This is a genomic window from Stenotrophomonas sp. STM01, assembly GCF_014852135.1.
GTDB classification, from domain to species: domain Bacteria; phylum Pseudomonadota; class Gammaproteobacteria; order Xanthomonadales; family Xanthomonadaceae; genus Stenotrophomonas; species Stenotrophomonas capsici.
Genome location: NZ_JACVBA010000002.1, coordinates 140777 through 158115 on the forward strand (window position 1 = coordinate 140777; position 17339 = coordinate 158115).

At 69.2% G+C, this 17339-nt stretch carries 11 protein-coding genes; 2 read left to right on the plus strand and 9 right to left on the minus strand.

Annotation, left to right across the window (positions count from 1 at the left end):
- Window positions 1–9: 9 nt before the first annotated feature.
- The 6 genes from IB227_RS10700 to pilG form a co-directional block, all read right to left on the minus strand.
- A complete protein-coding gene (locus tag IB227_RS10700; protein ID WP_318639541.1) occupies window positions 10–1332 on the minus strand; it encodes a chemotaxis protein CheB in 1323 nt (440 codons plus the stop codon).
- A complete protein-coding gene (locus IB227_RS10705; RefSeq protein ID WP_192287408.1) occupies window positions 1319–8260 on the minus strand; it encodes an Hpt domain-containing protein in 6942 nt (2313 codons plus the stop codon). Before IB227_RS10705 ends, IB227_RS10700 begins: the two co-directional genes overlap by 14 nt.
- A gap of 107 nt (window positions 8261–8367) precedes the next feature.
- On the minus strand, window positions 8368–10404 hold the full coding sequence (locus IB227_RS10710) for a methyl-accepting chemotaxis protein (protein WP_132865307.1): 2037 nt from the start codon (window positions 10402–10404) through the stop codon (window positions 8368–8370).
- A 41-nt stretch (window positions 10405–10445) separates the two neighbouring features.
- Window positions 10446–10976: a chemotaxis protein CheW gene (locus IB227_RS10715; protein WP_132865308.1), complete on the minus strand. Its 531-nt coding sequence runs from the start codon at window positions 10974–10976 to the stop codon at window positions 10446–10448.
- Window positions 10976–11338: a response regulator gene (locus IB227_RS10720; RefSeq protein ID WP_132865309.1), complete on the minus strand. Its 363-nt coding sequence runs from the start codon at window positions 11336–11338 to the stop codon at window positions 10976–10978. The genes IB227_RS10715 and IB227_RS10720 overlap by 1 nt, the downstream gene beginning before the upstream one ends.
- Before the next feature lie 17 nt (window positions 11339–11355).
- Window positions 11356–11757: a twitching motility response regulator PilG gene (gene pilG, locus IB227_RS10725; RefSeq protein WP_132866201.1), complete on the minus strand. Its 402-nt coding sequence runs from the start codon at window positions 11755–11757 to the stop codon at window positions 11356–11358.
- A 237-nt stretch (window positions 11758–11994) separates the two neighbouring features.
- Here pilG and gshB point away from each other — a divergent pair, with 237 nt between their 5' ends.
- Entirely contained in the window at window positions 11995–12945 is a 951-nt protein-coding gene (gene gshB / locus IB227_RS10730) for a glutathione synthase (protein ID WP_192287409.1), read from the plus strand.
- Window positions 12942–13832 carry an energy transducer TonB gene (locus IB227_RS10735; RefSeq protein WP_132865311.1) on the plus strand — a complete coding sequence of 297 codons (891 nt, stop codon included), beginning with the start codon at window positions 12942–12944 and terminating at the stop codon, window positions 13830–13832. Before gshB ends, IB227_RS10735 begins: the two co-directional genes overlap by 4 nt.
- Before the next feature lie 54 nt (window positions 13833–13886).
- Here IB227_RS10735 and tsaB read toward each other — a convergent pair whose 3' ends face one another.
- The 3 genes from tsaB to IB227_RS10750 all read right to left on the minus strand — a co-directional run bounded on the left by tsaB (window position 13887) and on the right by IB227_RS10750 (window position 17333).
- The gene (gene tsaB, locus IB227_RS10740) at window positions 13887–14594 is read right to left on the minus strand and encodes a tRNA (adenosine(37)-N6)-threonylcarbamoyltransferase complex dimerization subunit type 1 TsaB (protein ID WP_192287410.1); all 708 of its coding nucleotides are present in this window, start codon (window positions 14592–14594) and stop codon (window positions 13887–13889) included.
- Between the two features lie 10 nt (window positions 14595–14604).
- Window positions 14605–16671, minus strand: a complete 2067-nt coding sequence (locus IB227_RS10745) for an ATP-dependent DNA helicase (protein WP_192287411.1) — start codon at window positions 16669–16671, stop codon at window positions 14605–14607.
- A gap of 131 nt (window positions 16672–16802) precedes the next feature.
- Window positions 16803–17333, minus strand: a complete 531-nt coding sequence (locus IB227_RS10750) for a hypothetical protein (protein ID WP_132865314.1) — start codon at window positions 17331–17333, stop codon at window positions 16803–16805.
- Between the last annotated feature and the right edge of the window lie 6 nt (window positions 17334–17339).

Here is a 17339-nt window from a genome sequence, read left to right on the forward strand (position 1 = left end):
GCGCCGGCATCAGCCGGCGCAATGCGTTGCCAGTTCGGCGACCAGATACTCCGGGTCGCCCGCCGGCTTGCCGGCAACCGCCAGCTGGCTGGCCGCCGCCGGGTCGTAGCAGCCTTCACCGATCTGGCCCGCGACCCAGCCACCGCGTTCGGCGAACGCCAGCACCGGTTCGACCAGGCCGACATCGGCGCCACTGAGCAGCATCACCGCGCTGCGCACCGGGTCTAATGCCTCCAGCAGGTCACCCTGCCCGTCGCCAAAGCGCAAGCCGCCCTCGGACGACAGGCTGGTGGCATCCGGCAGGATGTAGACATTGCCGCCGGCCAGGCTGACGCCCGGTTCGGCAAGGCTCACCGGCAAGCTGGTCGCACGCGACATCTGCTTGACCAGGTTGGCGTACCGGCCACCGTCCAGGCGCAACTGCACCAGCACCGGGCGCGCGAAATCTTCCGGCAGGCCGGCCAGCACGCGGCGCACCGCGTCCGGGCCGCCGATGCCGGCGAACAGCAGCACTGCTCCGCCATCGGCACCTTCTTCCTCGATGTCGACCAGCGACAGCGAGGTGTTCAGCAGGCTGGCAAGCGCGGGCGGTGGCGGGGCCTCCGGCGTCGCCGCAACCTCCTGGTAACCCTCTTCCTCGACCAGCGACCACTTGCTGAAGTCCATGACCGGTTCGGCGGTCTCCGCCGCCGGCACCTGCACGGCCGGTTCGGTCCCGGCCGGTTCCGGCAGCGGCGGCGGCAGCACCGGCGGCTCGGCCGCCGGCGTTGCGATCAGTTCCTCGAAGGAAAGCACCTGCGGACGCTCTTCGGGCACGACCGGCGGCACGTACAGCGCGTCGGCCGGCACGTCCACCGACTCGACGAATGCCTCGTCGAGGTGGAACTGCAACGGCGCATCGACATGGCGATCGGCCGGACGTTCCGGCAGCCCCGGTTCGAGTGCGGCGGCCGGCTCGGCGGCATCGTCCTCCTGCCCCGGGGGCAGCACGTTGCCATGTCCCTGCAGCTTGGCGGCCAGGTGGCGGATCCAGCGCTGCGCCTCCCAGCCCTCGCGACGCGCGGCCAGTTCGGCTTCCTCGAACATCAGGGTCAGGTGCGGGGCTTCGAGCAGCGGCTCCAGGCGCTCCAGGGCGTCCTCGATCGCCGGCTCCAACGCCACCAGCACCACCTGCGGCGCAGCGGCTTCCAGGGCGGCACCGTCGAGCTGGTTGGGATCCTCCTCCAGCACGACGTGGCCACCGGCGGCGGCAATTGCCTCACGCAGGCGTTCGCGTGCCGCACCGGCACGGGCCAGCAGGGCTACCGGCTTGGTGGTGTCATTCGCGTACACGTGCGATCCCCAGCAGGTCGTAGACATTGCGCATCAGGTCCAGCTCCTGGTACGGCTTGCCCAGGTAACGCTGCACGCCGATCTCGAACGCACGCTGGCGATGCTTGTCACCGCTGCGCGAGGTGATCATCACGATCGGCACGTCCTTGTAGCGCGGGTCGGCGCGCATGGCGGTGGCCAGCTCGTAGCCGTCCATGCGCGGCATCTCGATGTCCAGCAGCATCAGGTCGGGCACGCGCTCTTCCAGCAGCTCCAGCGCCTCGACGCCGTCGCGTGCGGCGGCAACCTCGAAGTTGTGGCGCTCCAGCACGCGGCCGGTGACCTTGCGCATGGTCAGCGAATCGTCGACCACCATCACCAGCGGCGCATGGCGCTGGCTGGTGACCACGGTCGCCTCCACCGCCTGCTGCGGCTGGGCCAGGTGGCGACGCACCAGCGGCGCGACGTCCAGGATCACCACCACGTTGCCTTCGCCGGTGATGGTGGCGCCGTAGATGCCCGGCACCGAGGCGATCTGCAGGCCCACCGGCTTGACCACGATTTCGCGGTTGCCCAGCACCTGGTCGATCGCCACCGCTGCGCGCAGGTCGCCCGAGCGCACCAGCAGCAACGGGATCTCGTTCTGGCCTTCGGCCTTGGCCGCGGCCTGGCCGACCAGGGTGCCCAGGTTGTACAGGGTGAAGTCTTCGCCGTTGTAGTGGTAACCGCTCTGCCCGGATTCGAAGCGCTCGCGGGAAATGCGGCCGATACCGCTGACCGATGCCACCGGCACCGCGTAAGTGGTCTCGCCGATGCGGACGAACACCGCCTGGGTGACCGCCAGCGTCTGCGGCAGGCGCAGGGTGAAGGTGGCGCCGTGGCCACGCTCGGAATGAATGTCCACCGAGCCGCCGAGCTGGCGTACTTCGTTGCGCACCACGTCCATGCCCACGCCACGGCCGGCCAGCTGGCTGACCTGCTCGCTGGTGCTGAAGCCCGAGGCGAAGATCATCTGGTCCAGCTGGCTGTCGTCGATCTGCTCGTCGGCGCCCAGCAGGCCACGCTGCTCGGCGCGACGGCGGATCGCCGCGCGGTCCAGGCCGGCGCCGTCATCGGCCACTTCCAGCACGATTTCCGACCCTTCGCGGCGCAGGCGCAGGGCAATCTCGCCTTCCTCGACCTTGCCGGCCCGGGCACGTGCGGCCGGTTCTTCCAGGCCATGCGCAACCGAGTTGCGCAGCATGTGCTCCAGCGGCGCGACCATGCGGTCGAGCACGTTGCGGTCCAGTTCGCCGTGCGTGCCTTCCAGCTTCAGGTGCACCTGCTTGCCGGTGTCGTGCGCGGCCTGGCGGACCACGCGACGCAGGCGCGGCACCAGTCCGTCGAACGGCACCATGCGCGCGCGCATCAGGCCGTCCTGCAGTTCCGAGCTCACGCGTGACTGCTGCTGCAGCAGCGTGTCGTAGTTGCGCGACAGCTCGTCGAGCACGCCCTGCAGGCCGCCCAAGTCGGCCGCCGATTCGTTCAGCGCACGGCTGAGCTGCTGCAGCGTCGAGAAACGGTCCAATTCCAGCGGGTCGAAGGTCTGGTCGGCCTGTTCGTGCTCGCGGCGGTAGCGGGCGACGATCTGGGCTTCGGTTTCCAGGTCCAGGCGGCGCAGCTGGTCGCGCAGACGCGCGTTGGTGCGGTCCAGTTCGGCCATGGCGCCACGGAAGGCACCGAGCTGCTGCTCCAGGCGCGAGCGGTAGATCGCCACTTCGCCGGCGTGGTTGACCAGACTGTCGAGCAGGTCCGCGCGCACGCGCACCTGTTCCTGGCCACGCGGGGCACCTTCTTCCTCGGCGGCCTGCTCGTCGATCACCGGTGCCGACAACGGCACCGCGGCTGCCAGCGGCTGCGGCTGCACCTCGTCCGTCACCGGCATCGGGGCGGACGCGTCCAGCGCCGGTGCCTCGACCGGTGCCGGTGCCGCTTCGGCGCGGCCATCGGTACGGGCTTCGAACGCGCCGATCAGGTCCAGCGGCATCTGCACCGCGTGGTGGTCACCGGTATGCACCAGCAGCTGGTGCAGGCGGTCGAAGCCCCGCTCCAGCAGCGTGACGTCGCCGCGGGTCATCTCGGTGCGGTTGGCCGCCACCGCTTCCAGCAGCGATTCGATGCCGTGGCCAAGGTCGCCAATGGCATTGATGCCGGCCATGCGCGCACCACCCTTGAGGGTGTGCAGGTCGCGCTGCAGGCCCGCCAGTGCTTCGCGGTCCTCCGGCGTCGAGCGCAGCTCGTGCAGCAGGCCATCGCAGTGGTCGAGCAGGTCCTTGCCTTCCTCGACGAAGATGTCGACCAGCTCGCGGTCCAGCTCGTTGAAGTCCAGCGGTCCGACCACCAGTTCGGCCAGCACCGGCTCGGACACCACCACCGGCTGGTCTTCCGGCAACGGGGCGGTCAGTGGTGCCAGTTCGATCCTGGCAGCCGTACCCGGCACATCGACCGGCACGTCGGCAACCGGTACGGCAACCGATTCAGCCGGCTCCGTGATTTCGTCGCCCTGCCCGGCCACATCGGCAGCCAGCGTGTCGATCTCTTCCGCATCCACGACCGGGTCGATTGCGACCTCGGCGCCTGCGGTGGCGGCGGCGTCGCGTTCCACGATGACGGCAACCGGCACGTCGACCGCAGCGTCTTCCAGCACCGGTGCGACTGCGGCTTCGGCCGCTGTGTCTTCCAGCGGTGCGTCTTCGGCGACGTCACGAGTGTCTTCCAGCCGCATTTCGCTGGGCGCGGACACATCGACATCCTCGACACCGGCCGCCGCTTCGTCCACGGCGGCATCCATCGCTGCGACGTCGGAGGCAGTTTCCTCGACGTCGACGACAACCGCTTCCGGCAGTGCATCCACGTCGTTCCCGACCGCGACAGCACCTTCGGCATCGGCATCGTGCAGGGCAGCTTCCGAAACCGACACCGTTTCGCTATCCGCCAGCGGTGCGAGCGCGGCAGACAAGTCCTCGACCTCGTCCACCTGCGCCGCGATCTCCGCCACCTGCACGTCGGCGTCGGCGTCGGCAACAAGGTCGGCGTCCTGCACCGACGGCGCTTCGACTTCGCTCGGCGTGGCCACCTCGGCCTCGTCGGACACGGACGGCTCCAGCGCGTTCGCCTCGCGGGCCGGAACGGCCTCCTCGACTACCGTGTCCTTGCGGAACGCCGCGGCCGCGACGCCCGCGACCGCGGCGCCGGCCGTCGCCAGCCAGGCGAACGGTGACGATGTCCCCGAAGCCGCCGGAGACTCAACCGCTTCCTGCGCGGACGGCGCTTCGGCCGCTTCTGCGGGTGTCTGGCGGACGTCGTCGGCGAAGGCAACCGGTGCCTCATCGATCGGTGCCCGCTGTGCGGCTTCATCCACGTCGGCGTGGGAATCCTGCTGCGCGGTATCGGCTGCATCGACAACATTCAACGCGGCGGCAACCGCGTCCGTCGTGGTCGTCGGCTCGACGGCCATCTCCGCTTCGGCGGACGACAGGTCCACAGGCGATTCGATGGCCTGTCCGGCATCCGTCTGCACATCCTGCACCGGCACGGCGCCCGGCGTGCCTTCCAGCAGCGAGGCATCCAGGTACGCCGACAGGTCTTCGGCCATGGACAGTTCCGGGGCGGACGGCTCCGCCGCACCGGTTTCCTCGACGGCTGCAGGGTCGGCGTCGTCCAGCGACAGCTCGTCCTCGACCGGCATCGGCGGCCACTTGGCATCGGGCAATGCATCGACCAGCGTCTGCAGGCGTTCGGCCACACCCGGGAATGCCGGGATGCGGGGCGCCGGGTCGCGCAGTGCGTTGATGGTGGTGTCGATGGCCGCTGCCATCTGCGACAGCGCCTGCACACCGACCGCGCCCGGCACGATGCCGGCCGCCAGCGAGCGCTTGACGAAGGATTCGGCCGGCGAGGTGATGCTGGTGATCACCGGCACGTCGGTCATCGCGAACGCACCGCTCATGGTGTGCACGGCGCGCAACAGGTCCTCGTTGACCGGCTGCGGTGCCGCGTTCGACTGTGCCAGCCAGCGATTGACCGTTTCCAGATGCACGCTGACCTCGGCTTCGAGGATCTCGCGCAGCACGCTGTCCACCGAGGCCGGGGTGCCTTCCGCCTCGACGGCGGCCACCGCCATCGGCTCGGCCACGATCGCCTCGGCGACCGGCGCGGGTGCCGGAGCAGGCGCAGCACTCGGCGTCTGGTAGAACGCTTCCTCGCCCGCGGCGACGCGGTCGGCCACATCCTGCATGCCCAGCAGGTCCGAATGCAGGCTGCCGGCGCCGCGCAGCGCGGCATTGAGCTCCGGCAGCACGTCATAGGCCTGGTTGACCATGGCGACCACGGCCGGGCTGGCCGGGCGACTGCCGTCCAGCACGCGGTTGAGCATGCCTTCGATTTTCCAGCTGAACTCGCCCAAGGTGCGTGCGCCAACCAGGCGACCACTGCCCTTGAGGGTATGGAACACGCGGCGCACCGGGCGCAGCCGCTCCATGTTGCCCGGCGCAGCGCGCCAGGCCGTCAACAGGTGCCCCAGGTTGACCAGTTCTTCGTCGAACTCCTCGATGAAGACATCGCGGATGTCCTGGTCGATGTCATCACCACCATCGATGAACCCGCCATCGAGCGTGGCGAACGACACCGGTGCACGCGCGGCAGGTGCGGCGGCCGCAGCCGCGGCCTCCACCAGCTCCGGCACGCGTGCCGGTTCCGGCGCGGCCGGGCGTGCGAACGGATCGAACGCGTCGGCGGCGGCATTGAGCTCGGCCATGAAGGCGGCAGCCTCGGCATCGGCCACTTCCACCGCTTCGGGCACCTGTTGGGCGACCACGACCGACGGCTCCTCGGCCGGTGCCACCGGTGTGGCAGCATCGGCGGCTTCGGTCGGCTGTTGCAGGAGCGGCGCTTCCTCCAGCTGCCAGTCAGCCGGTGCGTCGATCGCGGCGGGTTCGACGGGCGACGCTGCTTCCAGCGTGACTGCCTCGTCCAGCTCCGGCGCGAAGAAGCCGTCGGCGACGGTCACGTCCTGCACCGCGGCCGGCTCGACGCGCGCAGACGCATCGTCCAGCTCCAGCAGGCTGCTGTCGAAGGTGAAGACCGTCGATGCCGCAGCCTCGGGCACGACCTCCTCGGAGGCCACCGGGTCGAAGGCCTGGAATGCGGTGGGTGCGATGTCCGTGGCCGGTGCATCGTCACGCTCTTCCAGCACGATCGGCGCCACGACATCGTCGTTGCCCACCGGCTGCGTGTATTCGGCCGCGACCGGGTCGAACACCGACGCATCCGCGGTGACGGCCGGTTCGGCCGGCACCTCGAACGGCCCGGCGACATTCGGCACCGACGGCAGTTCGTTCAAGGTGGGCTTGGCATGGATGGCCGCGCCGAACAGCAATGGATAGGCCGGCGTTGGCGTGGCAGCGGCAGCGGCAGGCACGATCTCCGGCAGCGGCGGCGGAACCGTCGCGGCAACCGGCTCCTGTACCGGGGGCTCGGCCTGCGGAGCGGCTTCCTCGACGATGACCGGCGTTTCCTGCACCGGTTCCAGGTCCCACCGCGGCGTCTCGACCGGCGGCTCGGCCGCTGCCGGGGCCTCGACGAGCGCAACCGGGGCAGCTTCCGTCACGGCAGGTGCGTCCATCGTGACGGCGGCGGCCATGCCGGCCGGCGCGTCGACGGTCAATGCCGGGATCGGCCAGTAATGCAGTGCTTCCAGGCTGCTGCGGGTGATGTCGAGGATGTCCTCGCGGCCCGAGCGGCGGTCACGCAGCGCTTCGAGGTAGTACTCCAGGCTGGCCATGGCGTCGGCCAGGGTATCCAGCTGGCGGCCACCGGGAATGCGGCGGCGTCCGATCAGTTCGGATTCGATGTACTGGCGCACGGCCAGCAGGTAGTCCGCCGGCTGCGGCAGTTCCAGCATGCGCAGCGCGCCGGCGACCTCGCCGAGCAGGCGCGGCACTTCGGCCAGGCGCTCGTGGTCCCAGTTGGTCTCGATGAAGGCGACGAACGATTCCCGCGCGGCGGTGAAGTTGGCGATGGCTTCGTGCGCCAGCACCTCCACCGTGCGCCGGGTCTCCACCGCGGCCGCGTCGTCCTCGCCTTCGGCATTCGCGCCGAGGTGGGCGACCTGGTCGTCCAGCGAGGCGTCCACGTACAGCAGCGAGCCGGCGATATCCAGCAACAGGTTGTCGTCGATGCCACGGTTGCCGGCGACCACCTCGGCCAGCGCGTCGCGCTGCTTGGCGACGATGCCGCGGGCAACGCCCAGGCCCATCACGCCCAACGTGTCGGACACCGCGCGCAGTTCGTCGACCTGGGTCTGCAGGTCGGCCGCGTTGCCACCGGTGCGCACGTGCAGGTCCAGCGCATCCTTGATGCGCATCAGGTCTTCCTTGACCGCGTTGCCGACCGTATCGAGCAGTTCGCGGTTGCGGCCACGCAGGCTGCCGCGGGCATGTTCCAGTTCGGCCGGGCTGGCGTCGCTGGCATCGGGGTTGAACGCGAACAGCACGCTCTCGTTGATGCCTTCGGCACCACGCGCGGCGCGGATCTCGTTGAGCAGCGGCAGCAGCACGATCGGGATGTCGCGGTGGCCGTTCTGCAGGCGCTCCAGGTAGTCCGGCAACAGCACGGTGCCACGCATCAGCGTGGCGCAGGCTTCCTCGCGCTCGGGCACGGCGCCGTCGCGCACCGCGTTGGCCAGCAGCTCCAGCTCCTCGGCCACCATCGCCGGGGCGTACAGCTCGACCATGCGCAGCGTGCCCTGCACCTGGTGCAGGTAGCCGGCGCAGAAACGCATGCGGCTGGTGTCGCTCGGGTCTTCAACGAACTGCTCGACCTCGTTGCGCACCTGGCGCAGGGTCTCGTCCAGCTCCGGCTTGACCCAGCCCAGCGCCGCGTGGCTCATGGCATCGCGCAAGGTACTCATCGCACTCCCCTGTACAGCAGCGATCGCATGGCGAGGTTCTGGCCCTGCTTCGCGGTATGGCAATACTTCATCTGCTGGTTCCCTTCATCCCCGACCAGTCAGCCCGTTCAAGCCGGCAGCTTGAAGTCGGCCACCGAACGCCGCAGCTCGGCCGCCAGCTGGTTCAGCTGGCCCAGCGAATCGGCGGTCTGCCCCGCACCGTGCGAGGTCTGGCCGGTAATCTGCCGGATCACGCCCATGGTCTGGGTGATGTCGGTAGCGGCTGCGGCCTGCTGGTTGGCGGCGACGGAGATGCTCTTGATGAGGTTGTTCAGCGCGTTGGACACGCGTTCGATTTCGGTCAGCGCGGTACCGGCGTCCTCGGCCAGGCGCGCACCGGACACCACTTCGGCGGTGGTCTGCTCCATCGAGGTGACCGCTTCGTTGGTATCGGCCTGAATCGCCTGGACCAGGCCTTCGATTCGACGGGTCGCGCCGGAGGTACGTTCTGCCAGGCGCTGCACTTCGTCGGCCACGACCGCGAAGCCGCGGCCCGCTTCACCGGCCGACGCCGCCTGCACGGCCGCGTTCAATGCCAGGATGTTGGTCTGCTCGGAAATGTCGTTGATCAGTTCCACGATCGAGCCGATTTCCTGCGAGGACTCGCCCAGCCGCTTGATGCGCTTGGAGGTTTCCTGGATCTGGTCGCGGATCTGGTCCATACCCTGGATGGTCTGGCGCACCACGCCGGCACCCTCGGTCGCGATGACCACCGAGCGCTGTGCCACTTCGGCCGACTCGCTGGAGTTGCGCGACACCTGTTCAATGGAGGTCGCGATTTCGCCGATGCGGTCCGAGGCGCTGGTGATCTCGTCGGCCTGGTGGCCGGCCGCTTCTGCCAGCTGCATGGCGGTGGCCTGGGTTTCCTGCGCCGACACCGCCACCTTGCTGGAGATGTCGTTGATGGTGGTCACCAGGTGGCGCAGTTCGTCCACGGCGTAGTTGATTGCGTCGGCGATGGCGCCGGTCATGTCCTCGGTCACCGAGGCCTTCACCGTCAGGTCACCTTCACCGAGCGAGCTGATTTCGTCCAGCAGCCGCATGATCGCCTGCTGGTTGCGGCTGTTGAACTCCACCTGCGTCTGGTAGCGGGTTTCCTGTTCGCGCGAACGGCTGCGCACGGTGCTCCAGACGAACATGATGATCGACAGCACCGACAGGCCGCCGAACACCACGCTCCACCAGAAGTTCGGGAAGATGCGGGTATCACGGGTCGAGCCGAAGGCCGAGAACGCATCGAACAGCCTGCGGCTGCTCTCCAGCATCTTGTCCGAGCCGGTGGTCAGCGCGGTGGCCGAGGACTGTGCGGCGAACAGGTTGCGCGAGCTGGCCAGGATGGCGTCGGCGTCCTTCTTCATCTTCGCCCACTGGTTGGCCGACTGCTCCAGCGCCACCTGTGCATCGGCGCTGCGCACCGCGGTGATGCCCATTTCCTGGTTGCCGTGGCGCAGGCCTTCCAGCACCTGCGAGAACACCACCATGTCGCGCGCAAGCGCGTCGCCGGCGCCGCTGGCGCCCGGGCCACCGGCGCGGATTTCGGTCACGCGGCGGGCCATCGTGCCGGCCACCACGACCTGCTGCAGGCCGTTGTAGACCTGCGAGGACTGCGCGCCACCGGCGGTCATTTCGCGCACCACCTCGTTCAACTGCGCCTGCAGCTGCGGCACCGCGCCGACGAAGCTGTCGGCATTGCCGGCCAGCGCCATGATCGCCGGCTCACTGGCCACGATCTGTTCGGCGTTCTTGGACAGCGGCTTCCAGGTGTCGACCAGGTTGGCCAGCGGGCGGGACACGCCGGCCTCGGTGCCGAAGCGGCCCTGCAGCTCGCTCACGGTGCCTTCGATCTTGCTGCGGGTGTCCTTGAACGCGGCATACGCCGTGCGGCTGCCGCCCACGGCGTCGCGGCCCTGGTTGGCCAGCTGCTGTGACAGCACCTGCAGGTCGGCCGCGCCGGTACTGGCGCCTGCCAGGCGGCTGCCCTGCCACGTTGCCACACCGGTGTTGGCGCCGAAGACGATCATCGACAGCACCAGCAGGCCCAACCAGAAGTTGGTGCCCACGTTGCCCAGCTTGCCGGCCCTGGTGGATTCAGGAGCAGTACTCATCGTTCGACCTCGATATCAATGCGATGAAGCAGGCACGCCAATCAGGCGGCGGCCTGCCGGAATTCAGGAGTGCGGGAAAGCAACGACAGCGAAAACACGCCCCAGTCGCGCCCCTCGTCGTGGAAGGCACGCTCGACGAAGTGGGCATAGCGGCCCTGGGCGATGTCACCGGCCGGCACCTGCATGTGCTGCTCGAAGCTGCGCTGGCCGTACAACTCGTCGATGACCAGCGCCACGTCGCCGCCGGCCTGGCGCATGATCAGCACGCGCTGGCCTTCCTGCGGCGCGGTACGCTCGCCTTCGAGGAAATTCTTCAGGTCCACCACCGGGAACAGGTTGCCGCGCAGGTTGCCCACGCCCAGCAGCCACGGCTGCGCGCCGGGCACCAGGGTGATCGGCGGCATCGGCACGATTTCGACCACTTCGCGGAAGTCGGACACCAGGTGGCGCGTGCCGATGCGGAAGCCCACCCCGCGCCAGACATCCTGTGAGAAGCGCCGCTCGGGCAACTGCACCGCGTGCGCCAGGCTGCGCCGTTCGTAAGCTTCAAGGATGTCGAAGGGAGAACGCATCAACCCACCAATTTGTTGATCCGCGCGATCAGGTCATCCTCACGCGGCGGCTTGACGATGTAGTCGGTCGCACCCTGGCGCATGCCCCAGGCCTTGTCCGTTTCCATGCTCTTGGTGCTGACGATCAGCACCGGGATATCGCGGGTGGCCTCGTCACGCGACATCGCGCGCGTGGCCTGGAAACCGCTCATGCCAGGCAGCACCACGTCCATCAACACCAGTTGCGGCCCCTGGCTGCGTGCGATCTGCAGCCCTTCCTCGGCGTTGTCCGCCGACAATACTTCGTGGCCGGCCTTGACCAGCCATTGCGTAAACACCGCCCGGTCGGTCGGTGAGTCTTCGATCAACAGAATTCGAGCCATTTTGCCTTACCCCCTGGTCAGGCGTTGACGTATGTGCGGATGGCACCCAGTAGTTCGTCGCGGGTAAATGGCTTGGTGAGGTACTGCTCGGAGCCGACGATGCGGCCGCGTGCCTTGTCGAACAGGCCATCCTTGGACGAGAGCATGATCACCGGCGTCGACTTGAACAGCTGGTTACCCTTGATCAGGGCACAGGTCTGATACCCGTCCAGACGCGGCATCATGATGTCGACGAAGATGATCTGTGGCTGCTGGTCGGCGATCTTGGCCAATGCCTCGAAGCCATCGGTCGCGGTAACGACCTCGCAGCCTTCACGTTTCAGAAGTGTTTCGGCGGTACGCCGGATGGTCTTCGAATCATCGATCACCATCACCCTCAGTCCTGCGAGTTCCCCACCCGCAGCCATTTCTTCAACCATTTCCTGTTTCCCCGAACGCGCGGCCTGCATCGACGATGCCGCCGCGAAAGCGCATCTATATCCCAGCCCACGCGGCTGCTGTCAAGCAATGTCCACGGGAACAGGCCGGACATCCTTCACATGTGACGCACTTCTCATTTATGGCGCAAGTCCATTCAGGCTCCCCCGCCCCGTCCCGCGCTGGGCGCACCTGCCACGAACAGCTACCATCACCGTCTGAATTGCCGGATTGGACCCATGCCTTTAGACGTCATCGTGGTGATGGACCCCATCGCCCACATCAAGATCGCCAAGGACACCACCTTCGCGATGCTGCTGGAAGCCCAGCGCCGTGGCCACCGCCTGCACTACGTCCGCCCGGGCGGCCTGTCCCTGCACGGGGGGGTGGCCATGGCCGAGGTGGCGCCGCTGCAGGTCCGCGACGACAAGGCCGGCTGGTTCACCCTGGGCGCCTTCGCGCCGCTGGCGTTCGGCCCCGGCCAGATCGTGCTGATGCGCAAGGACCCGCCGTTCGACGGCGAGTACCTGTACGACACCCTCGTCCTGGGCATCGCCCAGCAGGCCGGCGCGCTGGTGGTCAACGACCCGCAGGGCCTGCGCGACTTCAACGAGAAGCTGGCCGCGCTGTTGTTCCCGCAGTGCTGCCCGCCGACCCTGGTCAGCCGCAGCGCCGCCGAGCTGAAGGCCTTCGTGCTTGAACACGGCCAGGCGGTGCTCAAGCCGCTGGACGGCATGGGCGGCCGCTCGATCTTCCGCAGCGGCACGGGCGATCCGAACCTGAACGTGATCCTGGAAACGCTGACCGAAGGCGGCCACAAACTGGCCCTGGCGCAGCGCTTCATCCCCGACATCAGCGCCGGCGACAAGCGCATCCTGCTGGTCGATGGCGAACCGGTGGACTACTGCCTGGCGCGCATCCCGCAGGGCGACGAGTTCCGCGGCAACCTGGCCGCCGGTGGCCGCGGCGAAGGCCGCCCGCTGAGCGAGCGCGACCGCTGGATCGCCGCCCAGGTCGGCCCGGAGATGAAGCGCCGTGGCATGCGATTCGTGGGCCTGGACGTGATCGGCGACTACCTGACCGAGGTCAACGTCACCAGCCCCACCTGCGTGCGCGAGCTGGACGCCCAGTTCGGCCTGAACATCGCCGGGCAGCTGTTCGACGTCATCGAGGCCGGCCTGACGCAATGAGTTCCACCGCCGCCGGCCTGCCCGCCTCGTCACGCGTTACCGAACAGCAACGACTGACCGCCACGCTGGTGCTGTCCACGCTGGTGCATGGGTTGCTGATCCTGGGCGTGGGCTTCGCGGTCAGCGACAACGCGCCGCTGGTGCCGACGCTGGACGTGATCTTCAGCCAGACCAGCACGCCACTGACGCCCAAGCAGGCCGACTTCCTCGCCCAGGCCAACCAGCAGGGCGGCGGCGACCATGACAAGGCACAGCGTCCGCGCGACAGCCAGGCCGGCGTGGTGCCGCAGAACCAGGACGGGTTGGCCCCGGTGCCGCTGCAGGCGCAGTCGGCCGCCGCGCCGCCTCCGCCGGAAGCACGGGTGATCACCAGCGTGCACGGCCAGGACCGTGTCGCCGATGCGCAGTCGCGGCCCCTGCCCGACCGCCCCGATGCCAATGCGCCGATGACCGCCCGCGAGCAGCGCGACGCGGAGATGGCGCGTCTGGCCGCCGAGGTGCACCTGCGCTCGGAGCAATATGCCAAGCGGCCGAACCGCAAGTTCGTCTCGGCCAGCACCCGCGAATACGCCTACGCGAACTACCTGCGCGCCTGGGTGGACCGCGCCGAGCGCGTGGGCAACCTCAACTACCCCGACGAGGCACGCCGGCGCCGACTGGGTGGCCAGGTGGTGATCACGGTGGGCGTGCGCCGCGACGGCAGCGTGGAAAGCAGCCGGGTGCTGCGCAGCAGCGGCGTGCCGCTGCTCGATGCCACCGCCCTGCGCGTGATCGAACTGGCGCAGCCATTCCCGGCGCTGCCACGGACCGAGGATGACATCGACATCCTGCAGGTCACCCGCACCTGGGTATTCCTGCCCGGTGGCGAGCTGCGCGACGACCGCTGAGGCGGTGACGGCGGGGATTCCATCCCTGCCTGTGGGGTTCTGCCTGCGGCCCGCTCAGCGTTTGGAGTCGCGCAGCGCCTGTTGCTCGACCAGGGTCAGGGCGACGTTGTCGCGCAGGTAGGCCGGCTGCACCCGTTCCGGGGCAATGCCTTCGCCACGGGCCAGCATCGGCACCGCGATCTTCAGCACGTCCGCCGCATGTGGCAGCGCCGCCGGGTCCTGCGTGGGCAGACGCCCGGCCAGCCGCGCCGCCAGCACGCCTTCCAGCGCCCCCAGGCCGGTGCCGACCGCGGACCAGGCCGAAGCATCGTCCGGCAGCTCATACGCCTCCGGGGCCACCAGCACTTCCTGCCCGTCCAGCAGCAGCCCACCCTCCGCATCACGCAGGTAACGCGCGGCGTAGATCTCGCCCATGCGGGCGTCGATGCTGGCCAGTACCCGTGGCGCATCAGCCGGTGCGCGCAACGCCAGCGTCTGCAGCGTGGATACCGGCAGCAACGGGCGGTCCAGCGCCAACGCGATGCCCTGGGCGATGGCGATGGCCAGGCGCACGCCGGTGAAGGCGCCGGGACCACGGCTGAGCGCGATGCCATCGAGCTGGCTGCGGGCAACGCCGGCCTCGGCCAGCAACTGCTCGGCCCACGGCAGGCTCAGTTCGGCATGCCGGCGCGGCGCGACCTCGAAACGCTCCAGCACCTGCCCATCCACATGCACGGCGACGGAACAGGCTTCGGTGGCGGTTTCAAAGGCGAGCAGCTTCATAGCGATACGTTCACGACAGGGAAAATGACGGCGCGGCAGGATCCGCGACGGCGTCAGGCACACCCGCGGCGATGGCCGCGGCTGCATCGGTTTCAGGCGTAGCGCCCCATTGTCGCGCAAAGAAGGCCTGCACATCGGCCAGTTCGCGCGTCCGCCGGAACGGTGGCAGCGAATCCAGGAACACCCGGCCGTAGCCCTTGGACAACAGGCGCGGGTCGCACAGCACCAGCACGCCGCGATCGGTCTCGCTGCGGATCAGCCGGCCCACGCCCTGCTTGAGCGCGATCACCGCCTGCGGCAGCTGTTCGTCGCGGAACGGATTGCCGCCCTCTCGCCGGATCGCGTCCAGCCGCGCCTCGAACACCGGGTCGTCCGGTGCGGCGAACGGCAGTTTGTCGATGACCACCACGCTGAGTGCATCGCCGACCACGTCCACGCCTTCGCGGAAGCTGGCCGAGCCCAGCAACACACCGTTGCCGGAGTCACGGAAGCGCTGCAGCAGGCTGGCGCGCGGTGCCTCGCCCTGCACGAACAGCGGCCACGGCCCGTCGCGCAACGCTTCGGCGGCCTCGCGCAACGCGCGATGCGAAGCGAACAGCAGGAACGCCCGCCCCTGCGAGGCCTCCAGCACCGGCCGCAGCGCGGCGATCAGCGCCGTGCCATAGCCGCGCGCGGCCGGATCGGGCAGGTGCTGGGGCAGATAGCACAGTGCCTGCTGCGGCCAATCGAACGGGCTGGGCTGGACCAGCGTGTCCGGGTCATCCAGCCCCAGTCGCTTGGCCAGGTGGTCGAAGCCGCCGTCCACGGTCAACGTGGCCGAGGTGAACACCCACGCCGCCATCGAGCGCTCGCGGTGCTCGCGCAACGGGCCGGACACATCCATCGGCGTGCGCTGGCAGCGGAACCCTCGTGGGGTCAGCTCGTACCAGAGCACGTCGTTGCCATCGTCGACACCGGCGGCGTCATGCTCGTCGGCCTCGAAATCGAACAGCGGCAGGTCCTCGCCCAGCCAGCGCGCCAGCCGTGACACGGCTTCCTGCGCGCGCGCATGGCAGGCATCCAGGCCCGGCGAGGCCTCGCGCACCAACGCCAGCGCGTCACGCAGCTGCGCCAGTGCGGCGCTGACCGCATCGAAGCCGTCGGCCACTTCCGGCTGGGCCATCGCCCGCCAGCGGGTGCCGCGCGGCGGCAGTTTTTCCATCGCCTCGCGCAGCGCGCGCAGCGCCAGCTCCAGCGTCGCCACCGGTTGCTGCAGGGTGGCCTGCGCGCCGGCGACGCTGCGGCATTCGGCCAGGCAGTCGCGGGCCAGCTCCTGCCACGGGCGCATGCCGAAGCCTTCGCCGAAGAAATTGGTGGCCAGTTCCGGCAGCTGGTGCGCCTCATCGATGATGAACGCCTGCGCGCCAGGCAGGATTTCGCCGAAGCCTTCCTGCTTGAGCGCCAGGTCAGCCAGCAGCAGGTGATGGTTGACCACCACCAGATCGGCCTCCTGTGCGCGCTGGCGGGCCCGCACCACGAAGCAATCGCTCCAGAACGGGCAATCTGTGCCCAGGCAGTTGTCGACGGTGGAGGTGACCATCGGCAGCAGCGGCGAATCGTCGGCCAGGCCATCGAGCTCGGCGATGTCGCCGTACTGCGTGCGCCCGGACCAGGTCACGATGCGCTGGAATTGCGCCACCTGCTCCGGCGTACTGAAGCGCGGCTCGCCACGCGCCTGGTCCAGGCGATAGCGGCACAGGTAATTGGCGCGTCCCTTCAGCAACGCCGCACGATGGCCGACCCCCAGCGCGGCGCGCACGCGCGGCAGGTCGCGGTGGTACAGCTGGTCCTGCAACGCGCGGGTACCGGTGGAAACGATGGTCTTCAGGCCCGACAGCAGCGCCGGCACCAGGTAGGCGAAGGTCTTGCCGGTGCCGGTCCCCGCTTCGGCCAGCAGTACGTCGCGCTGCTGCAGCGTCTCGGCGATGGCGCCGGTCAGGCGCAACTGGGCCGGGCGCGGCACGAAGGCATCCAGCGCGCGGGCGAGCGCGCCGCCTTCGCTGAGGGCTTCACAGCTGGCGGTGGCGAGGGAGGACATGGCCTTGACGCGGAGAACCGGTGTCGGGGAACGGGAGGGCGGTGGACGAGACGACCGTTCGAGGGAACCCGGTGCACGGGCCCTGCCGGCCGCTCAGCGTCGCGGCATCGCTGCCCGCGTCCCGGGCGCGGTCAGAACCGCTTGATCCCCGGCACCGTGCAGCCTTCGATCTGCGCGTGCGCGGACACCGCGTTCTCCTTCTCGGCGCGGGCCAGGCGCGACTGCTCGATGGTCGCCCAATGCCGGCGGCACAACGGGCCGGTACGCGAACCCAGGTCCACGGCCTTTTTGGCCAGGGTCTCCGCGCGCGCCCAGTCGGCCTGCAGCAGCGCCACTTCGGCACGTTCCTGCAGGATGCCCGGGTCGTTGTCGACCAGCATCAGCGCCTGGTTCAGGTCCTCGGCGGCACCGGCCAGGTCACCGGCCTTGCGCTTGGCGATGGCGTTCTCGCGCAGGTCATCGACCTGGGCGTCGCGCAGCGGCTGCACCGACAACTCGGTGTCATCGACGCCGGCGATGGCCTCCACCGCGGCCAGGCGCTGCGCCGGCGTGGTGGTGTCCTGCACGACCGGTGGCGACGGCGGCGTGCTCACGCAGGCCGCCAGCAGCAGGGAGGCCGCCGTAGCGGCCAGCGCGAAACGAAGAGCAGAAGAAACGTTCATGCCCGG